Origin of the sequence: Pseudacidovorax intermedius (assembly GCF_003350475.1) — a bacterium.
GTDB classification, from domain to species: Bacteria; Pseudomonadota; Gammaproteobacteria; order Burkholderiales; family Burkholderiaceae_C; genus Xenophilus; species Xenophilus intermedius.
Genome location: NZ_QQAV01000002.1, coordinates 485765 through 506449 on the forward strand (window position 1 = coordinate 485765; position 20685 = coordinate 506449).

Here is a 20685-nt window from a genome sequence, read left to right on the forward strand (position 1 = left end):
TCGCCGATGAGCGGCAACATCGTCATCCTCGTCTCCGGCGGCGGCTCCAACATGGCGGCCATCGCGCGGGCGGCGCAGGCGCGCCGCTGGGCCGAGCGCTTCGGCGTGCGCGTGGCAGCCGTCGTCAGCAACAAGCCCGATGCGGGCGGCCTGGAACTGGGCCGCGAACTGGGCCTGGAGGCCGCCGTCGTCGACCACCGCGGCTTCGACAGCCGCGAGGCCTTCGACGCCGCGCTGGCCGACACCATCGACCGCTGGCAGCCCGTGCTGGTGGTGCTGGCCGGCTTCATGCGCATCCTCACACCGGGCTTCGTGGCGCGGTACGAAGGCCGGCTGGTCAATATCCATCCATCGCTGCTGCCGGCCTTCCCGGGCCTGCACACGCATCGGCGCGCCATCGAGGCCGGTTGCCAGGTCGCCGGTGCCACGGTGCACCTGGTGACGGCTGAACTCGACCATGGCCCGATCCTGGCCCAGGCCGTGGTGCCGGTGCTGGCCGGCGACGCGCCCGAGGCGCTGGCGGCCCGGGTGCTGAGCCAGGAGCACCGGCTCTATCCCGAGGCCATCGAGGGCTGGCTCGCGGCGCGCTGAGTCTCTGGGCGGAGTGGGCGGCGACAATCGCCCCCCATGCATCCCCAAGCCCTGTTGGAAGCCTGCGCCGAACTCACCGGCCGCGTGCTCCGATTCGATCATCCGGCCGACGCCATCGTCTCTCGCTATTTCCGTGAGCACCGGTCGCTCGGTCCCCGCGAGCGCGCGACGCTCGCCGAGACCGTCTACACCATCCTGCGCAAGAAGCTGCTGTTCGAGCACCTGGCCCGCTCCGGCAGCGGCGCGCGCGAGCGGCGCCTGGCCATCCTGGGCTTCCATGGCTCGCGCGACTTCCTCAAGACCGTGCTGAGCGACGCCGAAAAGCGCTGGCTGGACGCCTGCGACGCCGTCGCACCTTCCGAGCTGATGGCGCAGCACCGCCACAACCTGCCCGACTGGCTGGCCCAGCGGCTGCGCGTCCAACTGGGCGACACCGATTTCATGGCTCTGGCCGATGCGCTGCAGCAGCCGGCGCCGCTGGATCTGCGGGTCAACACCCTAAGCGCCAAGCGCGAGGAGGTGCAGCGCGAACTCAAAGCCGCCGGCATCGCCGCCAAGGCGACGCCGTTCTCTCCCTGGGGCCTGCGCATCGACGGCAAGCCGGCCGTCAACCGCCTGCCCGCCTTCGAGCGCGGCGCCATCGAGGTGCAGGACGAGGGCTCCCAACTGCTGACGCTCTTGGTCGAGGCGCGTCGCGGCGAGATGGTGGTCGATTTCTGCGCCGGTGCCGGCGGCAAGACCCTGGCGCTGGGAGCGGCCATGCGCAGCACCGGCCGGCTTTATGCCTTCGACACCTCCGCCCACCGGCTGGACGCGCTCAAGCCGCGGCTGGCGCGCAGCGGCCTGTCGAACGTGCATCCGGCTGCCATTGCCCACGAGCGGGACGACCGCATCAAGCGGCTGGCCGGCAAGATCGACCGCGTGCTGGTCGATGCCCCCTGCTCGGGGCTGGGCACACTGCGCCGCAATCCGGACCTGAAGTGGCGCCAGTCGCCCGAGGCAGTGCAGGAACTGGTAGCCAAGCAGACCACCATCCTTGCCAGCGCCGCACGGCTTGTGAAGCCGGGCGGGCGCCTCGTCTATGCCACCTGCAGTGTGCTGCCGGAGGAAAACGAAGCCATCGCCGAAGCCTTCGGCGCCGCGCATCCCGATTTCCTGCCGCTGGAGGCCGTCGACCTGCTGATCGCCCAGAAGGTGGAGGGCGCCGCCGCGCTGTGCGCCGGCGGCGAGAGCGGCACGCGCTACCTGCGCCTGTGGCCTCACCGCCACGCCACCGACGGTTTTTTCGCCGCCGCGTGGAACCGGCGCTAGAGCACGGCGTCCAATCCCCAGGGATTCAACGCCGTTACACGAAAAACGGGGTGGATTTCAAGCCCGGCACACTAAAATTGTCGGACTGTTCTGACAGGACGACCCCGTCCGTCCGTGTGGAGTACCCAACTTGATGATTTTCGATTCCGCCGTTCTGAGCTCGGCCCTCGACTGGCTTGCCCATGGCCTGTGGGATCTGTCCTGGTGGCAGATCGTGCTGTACACGCTCGCCACGACGCACATCACCATCCTCGCGGTGACCATCTTCCTGCACCGCACGCAGGCCCACCGCTCCATGGACCTGGGGCCCATTCCCTCCCATTTCTTCCGCTTTTGGCTGTGGGTCGGCACGGGCATGGTGACCAAGGAATGGGTCGCCATCCACCGCAAGCACCACGCCAAGTGCGAGACCGAGGAAGACCCGCACAGCCCGCAGACCCGCGGCATCGACACCGTCATGTGGCGCGGCGCCGAGCTATACCGCGCCGAGGCGAAGAACAACGAGACCATCACCAAGTTTGGCCACGGTACGCCCGATGACTGGATCGAGCGCAACCTGTACAGCCGCTTCGGCTGGCAGGGCGTTGGCCTCATGCTGATCCTCAACCTGGCGCTCTTCGGTGGCATCGGCGCCACCATCTGGGCCATCCAGATGTTGTGGATTCCCTTCTGGGCGGCCGGCGTCGTCAACGGCCTGGGCCACTACTGGGGTTATCGCAACTTCGAGGCGCAGGACGCCAGCACCAACCTGGTGCCCTGGGGCATCGTGATCGGCGGCGAAGAGCTGCACAACAACCACCACACCTATCCCACCGCCGCGAAGTTCTCGGTCAAGAAGTACGAGTTCGACATCGCCTGGGGCTACATCATGCTGATGCAGAAGCTGGGCTGGGCCAAGGTCAAGAAGGTGCCACCGAAGCTGCGCATGGGCGAGGTTCGCCCGGTGGCCGACGAGAAGACCCTCGAGGCCGTCATTGCCAACCGCTACGAAGTGATGGCCGGCTATGCCCGCGAGATGCGCCGTACCTGCAAGCAGGAGTTGTCGCAATTGCAGGCCCGTGGCGCCGACCTGTCGGTGCTCAAGGCGGCCCGCCGCTGGCTGCACCGCGATGACGACAAGGTGCCGGCCGCCGCCCGTCCCAAGCTCGCCGAGGCCCGCGCTGCCCATCCGGTGCTGGACAAGATGGTCACGATGCGCGAAGAACTGCGCCAGATGTGGATGAACACCTCCCAGTCGCGCGAGCAACTGGCAGCTGACCTGGCCGCTTGGTGTCACCGCGCCGAGGCCAGCGGCATCAAGGCCCTTCAGGATTTCTCGATCCGTCTGCGCGCGGCGCACGTGTGATCTGAGTCCCGCGCTTTGCTCGACGCCCTGGCGTCGGGTATCCCAAAAACCGGCTTTGTGCCGGTTTTTTGCTGTGTGGACGAAGGCTTGCGCACTGGGCGGAGGCGCAAGGGCCGGGGGCAAATCCTGCTGGTGCCCACCGCGCGCCGCTGCGACGCAGGCAACAAAAAACCCGCTGGATCACAGCGGGTTCTTTGAAGAAGGCGTGGGCTGAATTACTTCAGCTTCACTTCCTTGTATTCGACGTGCTTGCGCGCCTTGGGATCGAACTTCATGATCAACATCTTTTCAGGCGTCGTCTTCTTGTTCTTGCTGGTGGTGTAGAAGTGGCCGGTGCCCGCGGTGGACTCCAGCTTGATCTTTTCGCGTCCGCCTTTGCTCGTTGCCATGGTGTGCTCCTTTCAGCTCAGGCTTGGCCGCGTGCGCGCATGTCTGCGAGCACGGCGTCGATGCCGTTCTTGTCGATCAGGCGCAGGGCGGCGCTGGAGACGCGCAGACGCACCCAGCGGTTTTCGCTCTCAACCCAGAAACGACGGTATTGCAGGTTCGGCATGAACCGGCGCTTGGTTTTGTTGTTGGCGTGGGAAACGTTGTTCCCGACCATCGGGCCCTTGCCCGTGACTTCACATACGCGTGCCATGAGGACACTCTTTCATGAACAGCCGTCACCAGACGCTGCGGTCTGCGCGTGACGCACAGACCGTGGGGTGGATCGGCTTGACCTCGCCAGAAAACGGGTGGCGGTGGCCCGGATGCCGCTCGCACGCCGGGGCGCATAAGCGGCAAAGCCCGCGATTATAGGAAGGATGGGGGAGTGTTGTCCACGGTCCAGTGCCCGGGCTTTCGAGAGCGCACGAAGCATCGCGCGGTAGGGCTGCGCCGTAAGGGTCTGCGGCTTCAAGTTGTCTCAGCAGCCCCACCTCTTTTCACACTCCTTCAGGAGGTGGTTTCCTGCTGTTCCAGGAACCGTTGCGCATCCAGCGCAGCCATGCAGCCAGTGCCAGCGCTGGTGATGGCTTGCCTGTAGACATGGTCCTGCACGTCGCCTGCGGCGAAGACACCGGGCACGCTGGTCATGGTGGCAAAGCCATTCAGGCCGGAGCGGGTGACGATGTAGTTGTCCTTGAGCTCGATCTGGCCCTGGAACAGGTCGGTATTGGGATGGTGGCCGATGGCGATGAAGCAGCCCTTGAGGTCGAGCTGCTTCTTGTCGCCGGACTGCACGTTGCGCAGCCGGATGCCGGTGACGCCACTGTCGTCGCCCAGCACCTCGTCGAGTTCGCTGTGCAGTTCGAGCACGATCCTGCCCTCCTTGACCTTCTCGTGAACCTTGTCGATGAGGATGGGTTCTGCGCGGAACTTGTCGCGGCGGTGGACCAACGTCACCTGCCGGGCGATGTTGGACAGGTACAGGGCCTCTTCGACGGCTGTATTGCCGCCGCCGATCACGCAGACATCCTGCTCGCGGTAGAAGAAGCCATCGCACGTGGCGCAGGCCGAGACGCCGCGGCCCATGAACTTCTCTTCCGACGGCAGGCCCAGGTATTTGGCCGAAGCGCCGGTGGCGATGATCAGCGCATCGCAGGTGTAGGTCCCGCTGTCGCCCGTCAGCGTGAACGGGCGCTTGCTCAGGTCGACCTGGTTGATGTGGTCGAAAACGATTTGCGTGTTGAAGCGCTCGGCATGCTCCAGAAAGCGCTGCATTAACTCCGGACCTTGAACGCCGTGCACATCCGCGGGCCAGTTGTCGACTTCGGTGGTGGTCATCAGCTGCCCACCCTGGGCGAGGCCCGTAACGAGAAGCGGCTTGAGGTTGGCGCGGGCTGCGTAGATGGCGGCGGTGTAGCCGGCGGGGCCGGAGCCCAAAATGAGTACCTGTGTATGCAGGGGAGTGGTCATAAACTGCGAGCCTGAATGGTGAACGGGGGACCGCGTGTACATTGGGTCACCGGTGGGACGTCAGTATCCTGTTCAGGTTCAATGCATGCGGAGCGCTCTTCTTATGTGCGTGATTGTATTTATTGATGCTGCGTCCCTCGAAGGGCGCGGCACAGGGAGGAAATAGATGTCGATGCTTTCGAACCTGGAACTGCTTCGCCGGGTGCCGCTCTTTGCCGCGCTCACGCCTTCTCAGGCGGCCAACATCGCCGATGCGATCGTCAAGCGGCGCTTCAAGCGCGGCGAACTCATCGTGGAACAGGGCAAGAAGACGAATGCCCTGTACATCATCCTGGCCGGCCGTGCCCGGGTGCTCAGTGCGGACAGCCGCGGTCGAGAGGTGATCCTGGCAACCCTTCAGTCCGGCGACTACATCGGCGAGATGAGCCTCATCGACGACGAGCCGCATTCGGCCACGGTGCGCGCCGACGTCCAGACGGACGTGCTCGTCCTCGGCCGCGAGGCGTTCTCGCGTTGCCTGCCGGACAGTTCCTCGATGTCCTACAACATCATGCGCGGGTTGGTCCGGCGCCTACGCCATGCGGATCGGAAGATCGAGTCGCTGGCACTGATGGATGTCTACGGCCGCGTGGCGCGTGCGCTGATGGATTTCGTCACCGAGGACGGCGCCGGCAACTTCGTGGTGCGGGAGCGGATTTCGCGCCAGGACCTGGCCAAGATGGTCGGCGCGTCCCGCGAGATGGTCAGCCGCGTCATGAAGGACCTGGAGGAGCGCGGCTTCGTGCAGACGCAGCCCGATGGCTCGATGCTGGTCAAGGACCGCCTGTCTGCGCTGGGCTGAGTCCGCGGCATCCGGACGCGCGGCGATGCGCTTACGCGCCCGCCCCGCAGCCTGCCCGCGGTGTGGCCAGCCCAAGATGGTTTAGGCTTGCGCATTGCGCGCGGCATGGCCGTGCGTGTCTGCGTCCATGACCTATTCCTTGCACACACTTCACAACACGGCGGCGCCAGAAGTACCGCCCGTGCGCCAGCGCGCCTTGCGCTTCGCGCATGAAATCTCGCTCGTCGCGGCCTTTGCCCTCATGCTGTTCTGGCTGCTCGCGATGCTCAGTTACACGCCGTCCGATGCGGCGTGGTCCACGTCCGGCACAGGCGGCGTCGTCAAGAACTGGGGCGGCGCGGTGGGGGCGTGGCTGGCCGACGCGAGCTACTACCTGGCCGGTTATTCGATCTGGTGGGCATTCGCGGCGTCGGTGCGCGTCTGGCTGTCGTCCCTCGCGCAGTGGCTGCGCGGTGGCCGGCCGCAGGGCGAGCCCGAACTGCCGCGCCTGAACCGCAGCCGGCTCATGTCCTGGCTTGGATTGGTGCTGCTGCTGGTGGCCAGCGCCATGCTGGAATGGTCGCGGCTCTATCGCCTGGAGTTCCGGCTGCCCGGGCACGGCGGCGGTGTGCTGGGTTACCTCGTGGGGCCGGCCGGTGTGCGCTGGTTGGGGTTCACCGGCTCCGCGTTGGTGGCCATTGCGGCAGGTGTGATCGGCTCGGCCCTCGTCTTTCGCTTCTCCTGGGCCCAGGTGGCCGAGGCGATCGGCGCACGCCTCTATTCGCTCTTCGAGCGGGGTCGCGAAAAGCGCGAACTCGCGCAGGACCTGGCCATGGGCCGAAAGGCGCGCCGCGAACGTGAAGAGGTGGCGGCCCACGACCGCGATGCGCCGTTGCCCCCCGACGACAGGGAGCCTGCATTCGACGACGTGCCACCGCCCGCGCCGCGCCGGCGCGAGAAGGCCGCACCCGTGCAGATCGAGCCCGCCGTGGCCGATGTGCCCAAGAGCGAGCGCGTGGTCAAGGAGCGCCAGAAGCCGCTCTTCAAGGAACTGCCCGACAGCAAGCTGCCGCAGGTGGACCTGCTCGATGCGGCCGCCGGCCGTCAGGAGACGGTGTCGCCCGATACGCTGGAGATGACCTCGCGCCTGATCGAGAAGAAGCTCAAGGACTTCGGCGTCGAGGTGCGCGTGGTGCTGGCTTCGCCGGGCCCGGTCATCACGCGCTACGAGATCGAGCCCGCCACTGGCGTGAAGGGCTCGCAGATCGTCAACCTGGCCAAGGACCTGGCGCGCTCGCTGTCGCTGGTCTCCATCCGGGTGATAGAGACGATTCCGGGCAAGAACTACATGGCGCTGGAACTGCCCAACGCCAAGCGGCAGTCGATCCGGCTGTCGGAGATCCTGGGCTCGCAGGTCTATCACGAGGCCAAGTCCATGCTGACCATCGGCCTGGGCAAGGACATCATCGGCAACCCGGTGGTGGCCGACCTGGCCAAGATGCCGCACGTGCTGGTGGCCGGTACCACGGGCTCGGGCAAGTCGGTGGGCATCAACGCGATGATCCTGTCGCTGCTCTACAAAGCCGAAGCGAGCGATGTGCGCGTGCTCATGATCGACCCCAAGATGCTGGAGATGTCGGTCTACGAAGGCATCCCGCACCTGCTGGCGCCGGTGGTCACCGACATGAAGCAGGCGGCCCACGGCCTCAACTGGTGCGTGGCCGAGATGGAGCGGCGCTACAAGCTCATGTCCAAGCTGGGCGTGCGCAATCTCGCGGGCTACAACGCCAAGATCGATGAGGCCAAGGCGCGCGAGGAGTTCATCTACAACCCCTTCAGCCTGACGCCGGACGATCCGGAGCCGCTGCGCCGCGAGCCGCACATCGTCGTCGTCATCGACGAGCTGGCCGACCTGATGATGGTGGTCGGCAAGAAGATCGAAGAGCTGATCGCTCGTCTCGCGCAGAAGGCGCGGGCGGCCGGCATCCACCTGATCCTGGCCACGCAGCGCCCCAGCGTCGACGTGATCACCGGCCTCATCAAGGCCAACATTCCTACACGCATCGCGTTCCAGGTCAGCAGCAAGATCGACAGCCGGACCATCCTGGACCAGATGGGCGCCGAGGCGTTGCTGGGCATGGGCGACATGCTCTACATGCCGAGCGGCACCGGTCTGCCGATCCGCGTGCACGGTGCCTTCGTCAGCGACGACGAGGTGCACCGCGTGGTGGCCTACCTCAAGAGCCAGGGCGAGCCCGACTACATCGAGGGCGTGCTCGAAGGCGGAACTGTGGATGGCGAGGACGGTCCGATGGGTGAGGGCGGCGACGCCGGTGGCGAAAAGGATCCGATGTACGACCAGGCGGTCGAGGTCGTCCTCAAGCACCGCAAGGCCAGCATTTCGCTGGTGCAGCGCCACCTCAAGATTGGCTACAACCGCGCGGCGCGGCTGGTCGAGGACATGGAAAACGCCGGCTTGGTGAGCGCGATGAGCGGCGCCGGGCAGCGTGAGATCCTCGTGCCGGCGCGCAGCGAATGAAAGGACCGGAATGCGGAAGTTGATGGTGGGATGGGTGCTTGGGGTTGCGGTATGCGGCGCCTGGGCGGGTGGACTCGACAGCCTGGGCGCCTTTCTGAAGACAGCGCGTTCTGGAAAGGCTGACTTCACACAGACGGTCAGTGCGCCCCCCAAGGACGGTCAGCCCATGCGCGCGAAGACGTCCGCCGGCACCTTCGAATTCCAGCGCCCAGGCCAATTCCGCTTCGAGTACCGCAAGCCCTTTGCGCAGACCATCGTGGCCGACGGCAAGACGCTCTGGCTCTACGACGCCGACCTCAACCAGGTGACACAGCGCCCGCAGGCCCAGGCGCTGGGTTCCACGCCGGCGGCGCTGATCGCCTCGGCCGCCGACTTGCGGGCACTGGAGTCCGACTTCACCCTGGCCGATGCGCCAGCCCGTGACGGTCTGCAATGGGTCAAGGCCACGCCCAAGTCGCGCGACGCGCAACTGCAGAGTGTGGAGATCGGCTTTCAGGGCGATGCGCTGGCAGCCCTCGACATCCTGGACGCCTTCGGCCAGCGCTCGGTGCTGCGCTTCTCCAACGTGCAGGTCAATCCGTCGATGTCCGCGGGCACCTTCCAGTTCAAGCCTCCCGCGGGTGCCGACGTCGTCCGGCAGTGAGGCCGCGCTGACGGCCGGACAATCGGCGCATGGCCGACCTGTTTGATCCCCCTTCGCCTGCGGCGCCCCTTGCCGAGGCCCTGCGCCCGGCCAGCCTCGACGAGGTCATCGGCCAGAGCCACCTGATCGGTCCCGGCCGGCCGCTCAGGCTGGCCTTCGAATCGGGCAAGCCGCATTCCATGATCCTGTGGGGTCCGCCCGGCGTGGGCAAGACCACGCTGGCGCGCCTCACGGCCAAGGCTTTCGGCTACGAGTTCATTGCGCTGTCGGCCGTGTTCTCGGGCGTCAAGGACATCCGCGCCGCCATGGAGCGGGCCGAGCAGCACCTGGCGCTGGGCCGCAAGACCATCCTCTTCGTCGACGAGATCCACCGCTTCAACAAGAGCCAGCAGGACGGCCTGCTGCCCTTCGTCGAATCGGGGCTGGTCACCTTCGTCGGCGCCACCACCGAGAACCCGTCCTTCGAGGTCAACTCCGCGCTGCTGTCGCGGGCCCAGGTCTACACCCTGCAGTCCTTGAGCGAGGATGAGCTCTGTCAACTGGTGCGCCGTGCGCAGGAGAAGGTACTGACCCACCTGGCTTTGAGCGATGCCGCGGTCGACACGCTGGTGGGCTATGCCGACGGCGATGCGCGCCGCATGCTCAACCTGCTGGAGCAGACGGACACGGCGGCGCGTGCCGCGGACGTGCAGGAAGTGACGCCCGACTTCCTGCAGAGCGCGCTCACGCTCAACGCGCGCCGCTTCGACAAGGGCGGCGACAACTTCTACGACCAGATCTCCGCCCTGCACAAGTCGGTGCGCGGCTCCCATCCCGATGCGGCGCTGTACTGGCTCACGCGCATGCTCGATGGCGGTGCCGATGCACGCTACCTTTCGCGGCGTATCGTCCGCATGGCCTGGGAGGACATCGGCCTTGCGGACCCGCGCGCCATGCAGATCGCCAACGATGCCGCCACCACTTTCGAGCGGCTTGGTTCGCCCGAGGGTGATCTTGCGCTGGCTCAGGCAGTGATCTATCTCGCCGTCGCGCCCAAGAGCAACGCCGGCTACAACGCCTACAACCAGGCGCGGGCCTTCGTGCGACAGGACAAGTCGCGCGAAGTGCCCATTCATCTGCGCAACGCGCCCACCAAGCTGATGAAATCGCTGGGCCATGGCAAGGCCTACCGTTATGCGCACGACGAGCCCGAAGGCTATGCAGCCGGCGAGACCTACCTGCCTCAGGGCATGCCCGAACCGCGCTGGTATCAGCCGGTGCCCCGCGGCCTGGAAACCAAGATTGCCGAGAAGTTGGCGCATCTGCGCCGGCTCGACGCGCAGGCCGGCGAAGACTGAGCCCGTCTTTCAACGTATCCGCTAAAGCGCCGACCCCTTCACGCCGCTGCGGGAAACCCCCAGCTGCCGCGCACCAGAGTAGCGCGGCCGCGTGTCTAAAATCCCGCCCACTTAGACCCGCCTTCCACCCATGCTGGCGGGTTTTTTGCTACCTGAACCACGGCGCCAATCCGGTGCTCCGGCTTGGCAGAAGGCGTCCTCACCGGGACGCATAACAAAAGGGACCTCTCTTTATGGAAATATTGCTGCAGCAGATCATCAACGGTCTGGTTCTCGGCAGCATGTACGCCCTGATAGCCCTCGGCTACACCATGGTGTACGGCATCATCAACCTCATCAATTTCGCCCACGGCGAGGTCCTCATGGTCGGCGCATTGACCAGCTGGACCATCATCGGCTGGATGCAGTCGGCCATGCCGGGCACCCCCGGCTGGATCATCCTGATCCTGGCCACCCTGATCGCCTGCGTGGTGGCGGCCACCCTCAATTTCACCATCGAGAAAGTCGCCTACCGGCCGCTGCGCAACAGTCCCAAATTGGCCCCGCTGATCACGGCCATCGGCATGTCGATCCTGTTGCAGACGCTGGCCATGATCATCTGGCGCCCCACCAACAAGGCCTATCCGACGCTGCTGCCCAGCGACTCGGTGCACATCGCGGGTGCGGCCATCTCGCCGACGCAGATCATGATCCTGGTGGTCACCGCGATCTCGCTGGCGGTGCTGACCTGGCTGGTCAACTACACGCGGCTCGGCCGCGCCATGCGGGCCACCGCCGAGAACCCGCGCGTGGCTGCGCTTATGGGCATCCGGCCGGACACGGTCATCTCGGCCACCTTCATCATCGGCGCCGTGCTGGCGGCCATCGCGGGTGTCATGTATGCCTCCAACTACGGCATCGCGCAGCACGCCATGGGCTTCATCCCCGGCCTCAAGGCCTTCACCGCCGCCGTGTTCGGCGGCATCGGAAACCTGGCCGGTGCCGTGGTGGGCGGCCTGCTGCTCGGCGTGATCGAGGCCGTGGGCGCGGGTTACCTGTCCGACGTCACGGGCGGCGTGCTGGGCAGCCAGCACAGCGACATCTTCGCCTTCATCATTCTGATCATCACGCTGACCGTGCGGCCGTCCGGCCTGCTCGGCGAGCGCGTGGCGGACCGGGCCTGACGGCCAAGGAGGCTCCATGAAGAATTCCAAGAACCTCGTCGTCTTCCTGATCGCCGCCGTCGCGCTGCTGGCCTTCCCGCTGCTGCTGCAGACGCAGGGCAATGCCTGGGTGCGCATCGTCGACATCGCGCTGCTGTATGTGATGCTGGCGCTGGGCCTGAACATCGTGGTCGGCTACGCCGGCCTGCTGGACCTGGGCTACGTCGCCTTCTTCGCCATCGGCGCGTACCTGTATGCGCTGCTCGGCTCCACGCAGTTGACCGATTCCTTCCCGGCGCTGCAGGCCATGTTCCCGAACGGGTTCCACACCTCGCTGATCCTGGTCATACCGGCGGCGCTGGTGCTGGCCGGCATCTTCGGCGCATTGCTGGGTGCGCCCACGCTCAAACTGCGCGGCGACTACCTGGCCATCGTGACCCTGGGTTTCGGCGAAATCATTCGCGTGTTCATGAACACGCTGGACCATCCCTACAACATCACCAACGGTCCCAAGGGCATCAGCAGCATCGATCCCATCCGGATCTTCGGCCTGAACCTGGGCCGGCCGCTGAAGATCGGCGACTACACCATCTCTTCGGTGTCGCTGTACTACTACCTATTCCTGGTGCTGGTCATCTTCACCGTCATCCTGTCGCACCGCCTGCAGAACTCGCGCGTGGGCCGTGGCTGGATGGCGATCCGCGAGGACGAGATCGCCGCCAAGGCCATGGGCATCAACACCCGCAACATGAAGCTGCTGGCCTTCGGCATGGGGGCGAGCTTCGGCGGCGTCTCGGGCGCCATGTTCGCGGCCTTCCAGGGCTTCGTCTCGCCCGAGTCCTTCAGCCTGATGGAGTCGGTGATGATCGTCTCGATGGTGGTGCTCGGCGGCATCGGCCACCTGCCCGGCGTGATCCTGGGTGCAGTGCTGCTGGCGGCGCTGCCCGAGGTGCTGCGCTATGTGGCCGGTCCGCTGCAGGACATGACCGATGGCCGGCTGGATGCCTCCATCCTGCGCCAGCTCTTCATCGCGCTGGCCATGATCCTGATCATGTTGGTGCGTCCGCGCGGCCTGTGGCCGTCGCCGGAGCATGGCAAGTCGCTCAAGACCACGCCGCGTGCTCCCGATCCGATTGCTGGCTCGACCCAGGCCGTCACGCCCGGCATCGACACGCCGGCCGAAGAGGTGCCCGGCGGTGCCAACCGGCCCATGTCCATCAACCCCTGAGCCGAAGGAAGGAACACTCTCATGGCAGACACCATCCTTCACGTGAAGGGCATCTCCAAGCGTTTCGGCGGGCTTCAGGCCCTGTCGGACGTGGGCATCCGCATCGAGCGCGGCCAGGTCTATGGCCTGATCGGCCCCAACGGCGCGGGCAAGACCACCTTCTTCAACGTCATCACCGGGCTGTACACGCCGGACAGCGGCAGCTTCGAGCTGGCCGGCAAGCCCTACCAGCCCACGGCCGTGCACGAAGTGGCCAAGGCCGGCATCGCGCGCACCTTCCAGAACATCCGTCTCTTCGCCGAGATGACGGCGCTGGAGAACGTGATGGTCGGCCGCCACGTGCGCACGCATTCGGGCGTGTTCGGCGCCATCTTCCGCACCTCGGGCTTCAAGGCCGAAGAGCGGGCCATCGCCGATCGCGCACGCGAGCTGCTCGACTATGTGGGCGTGGGCAAGTACGCCGATTTCAAGGCCCGCACGCTGAGCTACGGCGACCAGCGTCGGCTCGAGATCGCCCGTGCCCTGGCTACCGACCCGCAGTTGATCGCACTGGACGAACCCGCCGCCGGCATGAACGCCACCGAGAAGGTGCAGTTGCGCGAGCTGATCGACCGCATCCGCAAGGACAACCGCACGGTGCTCATCATCGAGCACGACGTGAAGCTGATCATGGGCCTGTGCGACCGCGTCACGGTGCTCGACTACGGTAAGCAGATCGCCGAAGGCACGCCGGCCGAGGTGCAGAAGAACGAGAAGGTGATCGAGGCCTACCTCGGCACCGGTGGACACTGAAAGGTCGCGCATGGCACAGACTCTGTTGAAAGTGAGCGGCCTGAAGGTCGCGTACGGCGGCATCCAGGCCGTCAAGGGCGTGGACTTCGAGGTGCGCGAGGGCGAGCTGGTGTCGCTGATCGGCTCCAACGGCGCCGGCAAGACCACCACCATGAAGGCCATCACCGGCACGCTGCCGGCGCTGGCTGGCGAGATCGAGTTCATGGGCAAGTCCATCAAGGGCCGTGGCGCCTGGGACCTGGTCAAGGAAGGCCTGGTGATGGTGCCGGAAGGCCGCGGCGTGTTCACGCGCATGACGATCACCGAGAACCTGCAGATCGGCGCCTACACGCGCAACGACAAGGCCGGCATCGCGCAGGACATCGACCGCGTCTTCACCACCTTCCCACGGCTGAAGGAGCGCGCCACGCAACTGGCGGGCACCATGTCCGGCGGCGAGCAGCAGATGCTGGCCATGGGCCGTGCGCTGATGGCGCGTCCCAAGGTGCTGCTGCTGGACGAGCCCACCATGGGCCTGTCGCCCATCATGTGCGACAAGATCTTCGAGGTGGTCAAGCAGGTCTACGACCAGGGCGTCACGGTGCTGCTGGTGGAGCAGAACGCCAGCCGCGCGCTACAGATTGCCGACCGTGGCTACGTGATGGAGTCGGGCCTGATCACCATGAACGGCGATGCCAAGGTCATGCTGAACGATCCGAAGGTGCGCGCGGCCTACCTGGGCGAGTGACGTGGCAGGCGGCCCTGTGGGGCCGCCACAGCCAGGAAAAAGAAACGGGCCGCGCTTTCGCCGGCCCGTTCTGCTTTGGGGGCACCGCCGGGGCGGCGTCAGGCGCTCAGTCCACCTTCGCGCCCGTTGCCTTGACCACCTGTTCGTACTTGGCCAGCTCGCTCTTCATGAAGGCGCCGAACTGCTCGGGCGTCGTGGGCACCGGCTCGGCGAAGAGGGCAGCGAAGCGGGTTTTGGTCTCGGGCGCGTTGAGCGCGCCGACAAAGGCCTGGTTCAGCCGGTCGATTACGTCGCGCGGTGTGCCCGCCGGCGCCACCAGGCCCCACCAGGTGTCGATGGAAAAGCCCTTGAGCGTGTCCGCCACCGGTGGCACGTCCGGAAGGAAGGGACTGCGCTGCAGCGTGGTCACGGCCAGTGCCTTGAGTTTGCCGCCCCGGATGTTGGGTGCGGCCGTGGCCAGGTTGTCGAAGTTGAAGTCGACCTGGCCGCTGAGCAGCGCCAGCTGCGCGGGGTTGCCGCCGTTGTAGGGGATGTGCACGGCGAAGATGCCGGCCGCCTTCTTGAACATCTCGCCCGCCAGGTGGCCGGCGCTGCCGTTGCCGCCGCTGCCGTAGTTCAGCTTGGCCGGGTTGGCCTTGGCGTAGGCGATCAGGTCCTTGAGGCTGTTGATCTTCAGGCGCTGCGCCGTCTCGGCATTCATCACCAGCACGTTGGGCACCCGCACCATCTGGCTGATGGGCGCGAAGTCGGTGGCCGCGTTGTAGGGCATGCGGCTGTAGAGCCAGGGATTGACCGCGTTCGTCGCCGTGGCGGCGATGCCGATGGTCAGGCCGTCGGGCTGCGCCTTGGCCACCATGTCGGCGCCGATGTTGCCGCCCGCACCCGGCTTGTTGTCGATGATGATCGGGCCGCCGAATGCGTCCTTGGCACGTTCGGCCAGCGCGCGGGCCGTGACGTCGATGGGGCCGCCGGCGGCATAGGGCACGACCAGGCGGATCGGCCGGCTGTCGGCGCGCGCCACGAAGGGCAGGGCGGCGCTGGCGGCCAGCAGGGAGAGCACGGGGCGTCGGGTGATCGGGCGGGTCATGGTGTCTCTGGTTGTCTTGGGATCGGAAGGCCGCGCGCCGTCGGTCGACGGCAGGCGCGGCATGCGGCGGAGCAGGCGCTCAGGGCGCGGCCTTGTCGGCCTCGGAGGTGAAGGCGTCGGCGAAGAATTCCTCTTCGGGCAATCCGCCCTGGGCCACATAGTCGCGCTGCGCCGACTGCACGACCACCGGCGCGCCACAGGCATACACCTGGTGGCCGGAGAGGTCGGGCGTGTCCTCGAGCACCGCCTGGTGGACGAAGCCGGTGCGGCCGGTCCAGTTGTCCTCGGGCACGGCGTTGCTCACCACCGGCACGTAGCGCAGCTGGGGCATCTCGGCCAGCTGCTCGCGGATCCAGCCGTCCATGTACAGGTCCTGCGGCCGGCGGCCGCCCCAGTACAGCGTGGCGGGCCGCTCGATGCGCTTGAACTTCATGTGCTCGATCAGCGCCTTGATGGGCGCGAAGCCGGTGCCGGAAGCCAGCAGCACGATGGGCTTGGTGCTGTCCTCGCGCAGGAAGAAGCTGCCGTAGGGGCCTTCGACGCGCAGGATCTCCTTCTCCTTCATCGCGCCGAATACATGGTCGGTGAACTTGCCGCCGGGCATGTGGCGGATGTGCAGTTCGATGCCGGTGCCCGGCTCGGACAGCGTGTGCGGCGCATTGGCCATCGAGTAGCTGCGCCGCGCGCCGTCGCGCAGCAGGAACTCGACGTACTGGCCGGCATGGAACTTCATCGGCTCGCCGGCCGGCAGCTGCAGGCGCAGCTGCATCACGTCGTGCGACAGGCGCACCAGCGTCTGCACGCGCACAGGCATCTTGCGGATGGGGAAGGCGTCGGCATCGACCACCTGGCGCGATTCGAGCACCACGTCGCTGGTGGCATGGGCGCGGCAGGTCAGGATGTAGCCGGCAGCGGCCTCCTCGGCGCTGAGGGCCTTGGACTGGTAGGGCTCCATCGTCACTTCGCCGGAGAGCTTCTTGCACTTGCAGGAGCCGCAGGCGCCGTCCTTGCAGCCGTAGGGCAGGCCGATGCCCTGGCGGATGCCGGCGGACAGGATGGATTCGCCGGCCTCGGCGTCGAAGCGGCGGCCACTGGGCTCCACGCTCACGGAGAACACGGTGTCGGACATGGGTGGGTATTCTTCGGGGGTTGTGCCGGCGCTGGCGCCGCGTGGGGCGGGCGCGGCCGGTCAAGACTGCGGAAAGCGTTCGATTTTGCCTTCAAACCGTCTTCCCCTCGGTGCGCTGCCGGCGCGCTTCCGCCGCATGCGGCTGCTCGTCGTCGGTTGCGGCGATGTGGGCCAGCGGGTGCTGCGCCAGCTCGGCGGGCGGATGCGGGTTCTGGCGTTGACGTCATCGCCCGAACGGGTGCCCGCGCTGCGCGCGGCCGGCGCTGTTCCGCTGGTGGGCGACCTGGACCGGCCTGCCACGCTGCGCCGCCTGGCTGGGCTTGCGCCCCGCGTGCTCCATTTGGCCCCGCCGCCGCGCGAGTCGGGGGCGGGTGACGACCGCGACCCTCGCACCCGTGCGCTGCTGCAAGCGCTGGCCCGCGGCGGCGCGGTGGCCGCGCCGGACGTGCTGGTCTACGGCTCCACCACTGGTGTGTATGGCGATTGCGGCGGCGACTGGATCGACGAGACCCGCCCGGTCGCGCCGGCCACCGCGCGCGGCCGACGTCGCGTCGATGCGGAGCGTGCGGTGCGCGAGGCCGGCGCGCGCGGCCTGGGGGCCAGCATCCTGCGCATCCCGGGCATCTACGCGCCCGACCGGCCCGCGGGCACGCCGCGCGAGCGCCTGCTGCGCGGCACGCCGGCTCTGCGGGTGGAAGACGATGTCTACACGAACCACATCCATGCCGACGACCTGGCGCGCGCCTGCATCGCCGCGCTCTTCCGGGGCCGGCCGCAGCGTATCTACCACGCGAGCGACGACACGCAGCTGCGCATGGGCGAGTACTTCGACCTGGCGGCCGACCTCTTCGGCCTGCCGCGGCCGCCGAGGCTGTCGCGTGCCGAAGCGGCCGCGCAGCTGTCGCCCATGCAGATGAGCTTCATGAGCGAGTCGCGGCGACTGCGAAACCGGCGGCTCAAGCAGGAACTGCGGGTGCGGCTGGCTTGGCCCGACGTGGCCCGGGGTCTCCAGGGCGCCGTCTCGTAGCTTTCGCAGGCGGCCTCTCGGCAGGGACGCCGTCGTGGTTCGCGCGCCGCGGATCGGTCACGCGCGCCGGCTGCCCACCGGCACCAAGCCGCGGCGTTCGATGGGCGTGGAGAACACGATCGAGGTCCGCGTCTCGCCATAGCCGTTGATCGTGCCCAGGAAGCGTTCGAGCTCGGGCAGGCTGGGCGCGACCACCGTCATCAGGTAGGAGTCGGCGCCCGCCACGTGATGGCATTCCAGGACTTCGGCGGCGGTGCGCAGCCGCTCCAGGAAGGCCTTCTTGCCCGGCTGATGGACCGTGATGCCCACCATCGCCTTGACCGGGTAGCCGGCGAGCGCCGGCTCCAGCTCGGCGCCGATGCGGCGCACCACGCCGGATTCCTGCAGACGTCTTAGCCGTTCCGCCGTGGCGGCGACGGAAAGGCCCGCCTGCTCGGCCAGGCTCTTCAGCGGCGCGCGGCCCTCCTGTTGCAGGGCGCCGAGCAGCCGCCAGGCGGTGTCGTCGAGCGGTTCGGTGGGTGTTCTGGCCATCGGTAAATTGGGCCGGAAAAAGAGCCGGAAATCAAATCTGTCGCCGTAAATATTGGCTGGGAAAGCGGCTGCCGGCCTCGGATGATCCTTGTCGTCCCAACGCGGAGATTCCCATGGCCGACATCCAGAACTACGGCAGCTTCCTCATCGCCATCCTGATCTTCCAGGCCGTTCCCGGTGCGGGCACCGTCGCCATCCTCGACGCCACGGCGCGCGGCGGCGTGCGGGCCGGCATGGCCTGCGTGGGCGGCACGCTGGCGGGCGACGCGCTGTTCATGGCCGCCGCCGCGCTGGGGCTCGCGGCGCTGTTGCAGGCCAGCCCGGCGCTCTTCGGGGCGCTGCAGTGGCTGGGCGCCGGCTATCTGCTGTGGATGGGCTGGGGCATGCTGCGGTCCACCGCTTCCGCGGCGACCGCCGCGCCCGACGCGCCCCGCAGCCCGCGCGCCTATGCATGGCGCGCCTTCGCGATCAGCCTGGCCAATCCCAAGGTGATGCTCTTCTTCGTGGCCTTCTTCCCGCTCTTCATCGCGCCCGGCGCTTCGGCGGTCACGCTGCCCCTCATGATGCTGCACGTGACGCTGCTGAGCCTGCTCTGGCAGGGCCTGCTGGTGGTCATGGGCCGCGAGGTGGCGCGGCGTTTCGCCAGGCGTCCTGCCGCCCGCACCGTCGCGACCCGGCTGGGGGGCATGGCGCTGGTCGGGCTGGGGCTGAAGCTGGTCGCAGGACTTCGGTGACCCGCTGCTGTGCGGGAGAGCGGCAGTCAGTGCCTGCCGCGAGGGCGTGGCATGGAGGTCATGGACGGGCCAGTGCCGCCAGCGCCTCGCCGTCCGTCCGGTACTGCGCGAACAGCGGCCCCGGCGCCAGCAGCCCTGCACGGTCCAGCACCTGCTGCGCGGGGAGCTTCAGGCCCGACAGGTGCAGCATCACGCCGCGCCCCTCCAGCAGCCGCCGGATGTTGCCGAACACCTCGGCGCCGGTCAGGTCCACGCGGTTGACGGGCTGCGCGAACAGGCACACGTGGCGCAGGTCCGGATGCCTGGCCAGTGCCTCGGTGATGTGGCGCTCCAGCGTGCTGGCTGAGGCGAAATCCAGTTCCGCGTCCATGCGCAGCGCGTAGAGGTCCGGCGCCAGCGGCGGCAGGTGCCACAGGTGGCGGTCGCGCAGGCTGCCGTCCGCGTGCAGCCCCACCTCGATGATGCGCGGATGCAGATGCCGGTACATGTAGTGCGACAGCGCCGCCAGCAGCCCGCCCAGCACGCCCCAGTAGATCGAGGGCGCCGTCGCGACGGTCAGCACGAAGGTGCCGAAGGCGATGCCGGCCTCGATGCGCGAGATGCGCCACAGCTGCAAGAAGGAACGCGGCTTGAGCAGCCCGATGGTTGCTGTGGCGACGATGGCCGCCAGCACCGCCTGCGGCACGTGGTAGAGCAGCGGCATGGCCCACAGCAGCGCCACGGCCACCACCGCCACGTTGAACAGCGTGGCCCACTGCGTCTGCGCGCCCGCATACAGCGTGATGGCCGAGCGCGAGAAGGACGAGCTGGTCGGAAAGCTGCCGGTGAGGCCCGAGGCCACCTTGGCCAGGCCCTGGCCGATCAGGTCCTGGTTCTCGTTCCAGAGCCTGCCGGCGCGGGCGTTGTCCACTTTGGCGCTGGAGGCCGTCTCCAGAAAGCTCACCAGCGTGATCAGGAAGGCCGGCAGCAGCAGCGTGCCCAGCGTGTGCCAGCCCAGCGCCTGCGGCAGGTAGAAGTCGGGCAGACCGCCTGGCAACTGGCCGACCACGGCGCCGCCGCCCAGCGCATAGCCCAGCAGCGCACTGATCAGGGCGGTGCCGGCCACCAGCAGCATGGTGGTCGGCATGCGCGGCGACAAGCGCTTGCCGAAGAACAGCAGCGCCATGCTGCCCAGGCCGAAACCGATGGCGATGAAGTCCGGCGGCGGGCCCTGAATGACCTGTAGCGGCGTGCGGCCGGTGTAGCCCAGCAGCGCCGGCAGTTGCGACAGCGTGATCAGCACCGCCGCACCCTGGGTGAAGCCCATCAGCACCGGGGAATTGACGAGCCGCAGCAGCCAGCCGAAACGCGCCGCGCCCAGCAGGATCTGCATCGCGCCCGACAGCAGGGTGAGCCACACCGCCAGCGACACCCATTCGGCGCTGCCCGGCACGGCCATGGGCGCCAGCGTCGCGCCCACCAGGAGGCTGGTCAGGGCGGTGGGCCCCACCGACAGCCGCGCCGACGAGCTGAACAGCACCGCGATCAGCGCCGGCAGCAGGGCCGCATAGATGCCCGTGACCAGCGGCATGCCCGCCAGCGCCGCATAGGCCACGCCCTGCGGGATCACCATCAGCGCCACGGTAAGGCCGGCCAGCGCCTCGCTGACCAGCAGGCCGCGCGTGGGCCGGGGCCAGTCCAGGAAAGGCAGCCAGTGCTTCAGGGCCCGGGCCCGGCCCACGGGTGGGGACGCTGGCGACGGGGAGTGGGGGAGGTCGGGATCGGCAGGGGCAGTCATGAAGCGGGCACCGTGCTCAGGCGACG

The 20685-nt window shown here is 67.6% G+C and carries 20 protein-coding genes; 13 read left to right on the forward strand and 7 right to left on the reverse strand.

Features of this window, described 5'->3' with window-relative positions; translation table 11 throughout:
- Positions 1–6 precede the first annotated feature (6 nt).
- The 3 genes from purN to DFR41_RS08895 all read left to right on the forward strand — a co-directional run bounded on the left by purN (position 7) and on the right by DFR41_RS08895 (position 3247).
- Entirely contained in the window at positions 7–591 is a 585-nt protein-coding gene (purN, locus tag DFR41_RS08885; protein WP_114802457.1) for a phosphoribosylglycinamide formyltransferase, read from the forward strand.
- A gap of 36 nt (positions 592–627) precedes the next feature.
- Positions 628–1902: an RsmB/NOP family class I SAM-dependent RNA methyltransferase gene (locus DFR41_RS08890; protein WP_114802458.1), complete on the forward strand. Its 1275-nt coding sequence runs from the start codon at positions 628–630 to the stop codon at positions 1900–1902.
- Between the two features lie 133 nt (positions 1903–2035).
- The gene (locus DFR41_RS08895) at positions 2036–3247 is read left to right on the forward strand and encodes a DesA family fatty acid desaturase (RefSeq protein WP_017757248.1); all 1212 of its coding nucleotides are present in this window, start codon (positions 2036–2038) and stop codon (positions 3245–3247) included.
- A 215-nt stretch (positions 3248–3462) separates the two neighbouring features.
- On the opposite strand, the gene rpmG is transcribed toward DFR41_RS08895, so the two are convergent.
- From rpmG to trxB, 3 genes are all read right to left on the reverse strand, one after another.
- A complete protein-coding gene (gene rpmG, locus DFR41_RS08900; RefSeq protein WP_017757249.1) occupies positions 3463–3636 on the reverse strand; it encodes a 50S ribosomal protein L33 in 174 nt (57 codons plus the stop codon).
- Positions 3637–3653: 17 nt separating this feature from the next.
- A complete protein-coding gene (gene rpmB / locus DFR41_RS08905; protein ID WP_043118471.1) occupies positions 3654–3887 on the reverse strand; it encodes a 50S ribosomal protein L28 in 234 nt (77 codons plus the stop codon).
- 296 nt (positions 3888–4183) lie between these two features.
- Positions 4184–5146, reverse strand: a complete 963-nt coding sequence (trxB, locus tag DFR41_RS08910) for a thioredoxin-disulfide reductase (RefSeq protein ID WP_114802459.1) — start codon at positions 5144–5146, stop codon at positions 4184–4186.
- A 166-nt stretch (positions 5147–5312) separates the two neighbouring features.
- Here trxB and DFR41_RS08915 point away from each other — a divergent pair, with 166 nt between their 5' ends.
- The 8 genes from DFR41_RS08915 to DFR41_RS08950 all read left to right on the forward strand — a co-directional run bounded on the left by DFR41_RS08915 (position 5313) and on the right by DFR41_RS08950 (position 14374).
- Entirely contained in the window at positions 5313–5987 is a 675-nt protein-coding gene (locus DFR41_RS08915) for a Crp/Fnr family transcriptional regulator (RefSeq protein WP_017757252.1), read from the forward strand.
- Positions 5988–6114: 127 nt separating this feature from the next.
- Entirely contained in the window at positions 6115–8505 is a 2391-nt protein-coding gene (locus tag DFR41_RS08920) for a DNA translocase FtsK (protein WP_114802460.1), read from the forward strand.
- Positions 8506–8515: 10 nt separating this feature from the next.
- Entirely contained in the window at positions 8516–9148 is a 633-nt protein-coding gene (gene lolA, locus DFR41_RS08925) for an outer membrane lipoprotein periplasmic chaperone LolA (RefSeq protein WP_043118475.1), read from the forward strand.
- Between the two features lie 29 nt (positions 9149–9177).
- The gene (locus DFR41_RS08930; protein ID WP_114802461.1) at positions 9178–10485 is read left to right on the forward strand and encodes a replication-associated recombination protein A; all 1308 of its coding nucleotides are present in this window, start codon (positions 9178–9180) and stop codon (positions 10483–10485) included.
- A gap of 233 nt (positions 10486–10718) precedes the next feature.
- Positions 10719–11648 (forward strand): branched-chain amino acid ABC transporter permease, encoded by a 930-nt coding sequence (locus DFR41_RS08935; protein ID WP_043118477.1) that lies wholly within the window; start codon positions 10719–10721, stop codon positions 11646–11648.
- A gap of 16 nt (positions 11649–11664) precedes the next feature.
- A complete protein-coding gene (locus tag DFR41_RS08940) occupies positions 11665–12855 on the forward strand; it encodes a branched-chain amino acid ABC transporter permease (RefSeq protein ID WP_114802462.1) in 1191 nt (396 codons plus the stop codon).
- Between the two features lie 21 nt (positions 12856–12876).
- Positions 12877–13647 (forward strand): ABC transporter ATP-binding protein, encoded by a 771-nt coding sequence (locus DFR41_RS08945; protein ID WP_017757258.1) that lies wholly within the window; start codon positions 12877–12879, stop codon positions 13645–13647.
- A 10-nt stretch (positions 13648–13657) separates the two neighbouring features.
- Positions 13658–14374: an ABC transporter ATP-binding protein gene (locus DFR41_RS08950; RefSeq protein ID WP_017757259.1), complete on the forward strand. Its 717-nt coding sequence runs from the start codon at positions 13658–13660 to the stop codon at positions 14372–14374.
- A 106-nt stretch (positions 14375–14480) separates the two neighbouring features.
- On the opposite strand, the gene DFR41_RS08955 is transcribed toward DFR41_RS08950, so the two are convergent.
- Positions 14481–15461, reverse strand: coding sequence for a Bug family tripartite tricarboxylate transporter substrate binding protein (locus DFR41_RS08955; RefSeq protein ID WP_114802463.1), 981 nt, complete (start codon positions 15459–15461; stop codon positions 14481–14483).
- 79 nt (positions 15462–15540) lie between these two features.
- Entirely contained in the window at positions 15541–16590 is a 1050-nt protein-coding gene (locus tag DFR41_RS08960; RefSeq protein ID WP_017757261.1) for a CDP-6-deoxy-delta-3,4-glucoseen reductase, read from the reverse strand.
- Between the two features lie 85 nt (positions 16591–16675).
- Between DFR41_RS08960 and DFR41_RS08965 the strand changes: the two genes are divergently transcribed.
- A complete protein-coding gene (locus DFR41_RS08965; RefSeq protein ID WP_114802464.1) occupies positions 16676–17617 on the forward strand; it encodes an SDR family oxidoreductase in 942 nt (313 codons plus the stop codon).
- A gap of 57 nt (positions 17618–17674) precedes the next feature.
- Here the strand turns inward: DFR41_RS08965 and DFR41_RS08970 are convergent, their stop codons facing one another.
- Entirely contained in the window at positions 17675–18148 is a 474-nt protein-coding gene (locus DFR41_RS08970) for an Lrp/AsnC family transcriptional regulator (protein WP_017758822.1), read from the reverse strand.
- Positions 18149–18261: 113 nt separating this feature from the next.
- On the opposite strand from DFR41_RS08970, the gene DFR41_RS08975 reads away from it, so the two are divergent.
- Positions 18262–18882 carry a LysE family translocator gene (locus DFR41_RS08975; protein ID WP_114802465.1) on the forward strand — a complete coding sequence of 207 codons (621 nt, stop codon included), beginning with the start codon at positions 18262–18264 and terminating at the stop codon, positions 18880–18882.
- A 58-nt stretch (positions 18883–18940) separates the two neighbouring features.
- Here DFR41_RS08975 and DFR41_RS08980 read toward each other — a convergent pair whose 3' ends face one another.
- On the reverse strand, positions 18941–20659 hold the full coding sequence (locus DFR41_RS08980; RefSeq protein WP_114802466.1) for a SulP family inorganic anion transporter: 1719 nt from the start codon (positions 20657–20659) through the stop codon (positions 18941–18943).
- Positions 20660–20685: the final 26 nt, after the last annotated feature.

Coding starts and splice junctions, on each gene's coding strand:
- purN (WP_114802457.1), top strand. CDS start 7: ATGAGCGGCAACATCGTCATCCTCGTCTCCGGCGGCGGCTCCAACATG.
- DFR41_RS08890 (WP_114802458.1), top strand. CDS start 628: ATGCATCCCCAAGCCCTGTTGGAAGCCTGCGCCGAACTCACCGGCCGC.
- DFR41_RS08895 (WP_017757248.1), top strand. CDS start 2,036: ATGATTTTCGATTCCGCCGTTCTGAGCTCGGCCCTCGACTGGCTTGCC.
- rpmG (WP_017757249.1), bottom strand. CDS start 3,636: ATGGCAACGAGCAAAGGCGGACGCGAAAAGATCAAGCTGGAGTCCACC.
- rpmB (WP_043118471.1), bottom strand. CDS start 3,887: ATGGCACGCGTATGTGAAGTCACGGGCAAGGGCCCGATGGTCGGGAAC.
- trxB (WP_114802459.1), bottom strand. CDS start 5,146: ATGACCACTCCCCTGCATACACAGGTACTCATTTTGGGCTCCGGCCCC.
- DFR41_RS08915 (WP_017757252.1), top strand. CDS start 5,313: ATGTCGATGCTTTCGAACCTGGAACTGCTTCGCCGGGTGCCGCTCTTT.
- DFR41_RS08920 (WP_114802460.1), top strand. CDS start 6,115: ATGACCTATTCCTTGCACACACTTCACAACACGGCGGCGCCAGAAGTA.
- lolA (WP_043118475.1), top strand. CDS start 8,516: ATGCGGAAGTTGATGGTGGGATGGGTGCTTGGGGTTGCGGTATGCGGC.
- DFR41_RS08930 (WP_114802461.1), top strand. CDS start 9,178: ATGGCCGACCTGTTTGATCCCCCTTCGCCTGCGGCGCCCCTTGCCGAG.
- DFR41_RS08935 (WP_043118477.1), top strand. CDS start 10,719: ATGGAAATATTGCTGCAGCAGATCATCAACGGTCTGGTTCTCGGCAGC.
- DFR41_RS08940 (WP_114802462.1), top strand. CDS start 11,665: ATGAAGAATTCCAAGAACCTCGTCGTCTTCCTGATCGCCGCCGTCGCG.
- DFR41_RS08945 (WP_017757258.1), top strand. CDS start 12,877: ATGGCAGACACCATCCTTCACGTGAAGGGCATCTCCAAGCGTTTCGGC.
- DFR41_RS08950 (WP_017757259.1), top strand. CDS start 13,658: ATGGCACAGACTCTGTTGAAAGTGAGCGGCCTGAAGGTCGCGTACGGC.
- DFR41_RS08955 (WP_114802463.1), bottom strand. CDS start 15,461: ATGACCCGCCCGATCACCCGACGCCCCGTGCTCTCCCTGCTGGCCGCC.
- DFR41_RS08960 (WP_017757261.1), bottom strand. CDS start 16,590: ATGTCCGACACCGTGTTCTCCGTGAGCGTGGAGCCCAGTGGCCGCCGC.
- DFR41_RS08970 (WP_017758822.1), bottom strand. CDS start 18,148: ATGGCCAGAACACCCACCGAACCGCTCGACGACACCGCCTGGCGGCTG.
- DFR41_RS08975 (WP_114802465.1), top strand. CDS start 18,262: ATGGCCGACATCCAGAACTACGGCAGCTTCCTCATCGCCATCCTGATC.
- DFR41_RS08980 (WP_114802466.1), bottom strand. CDS start 20,659: ATGACTGCCCCTGCCGATCCCGACCTCCCCCACTCCCCGTCGCCAGCG.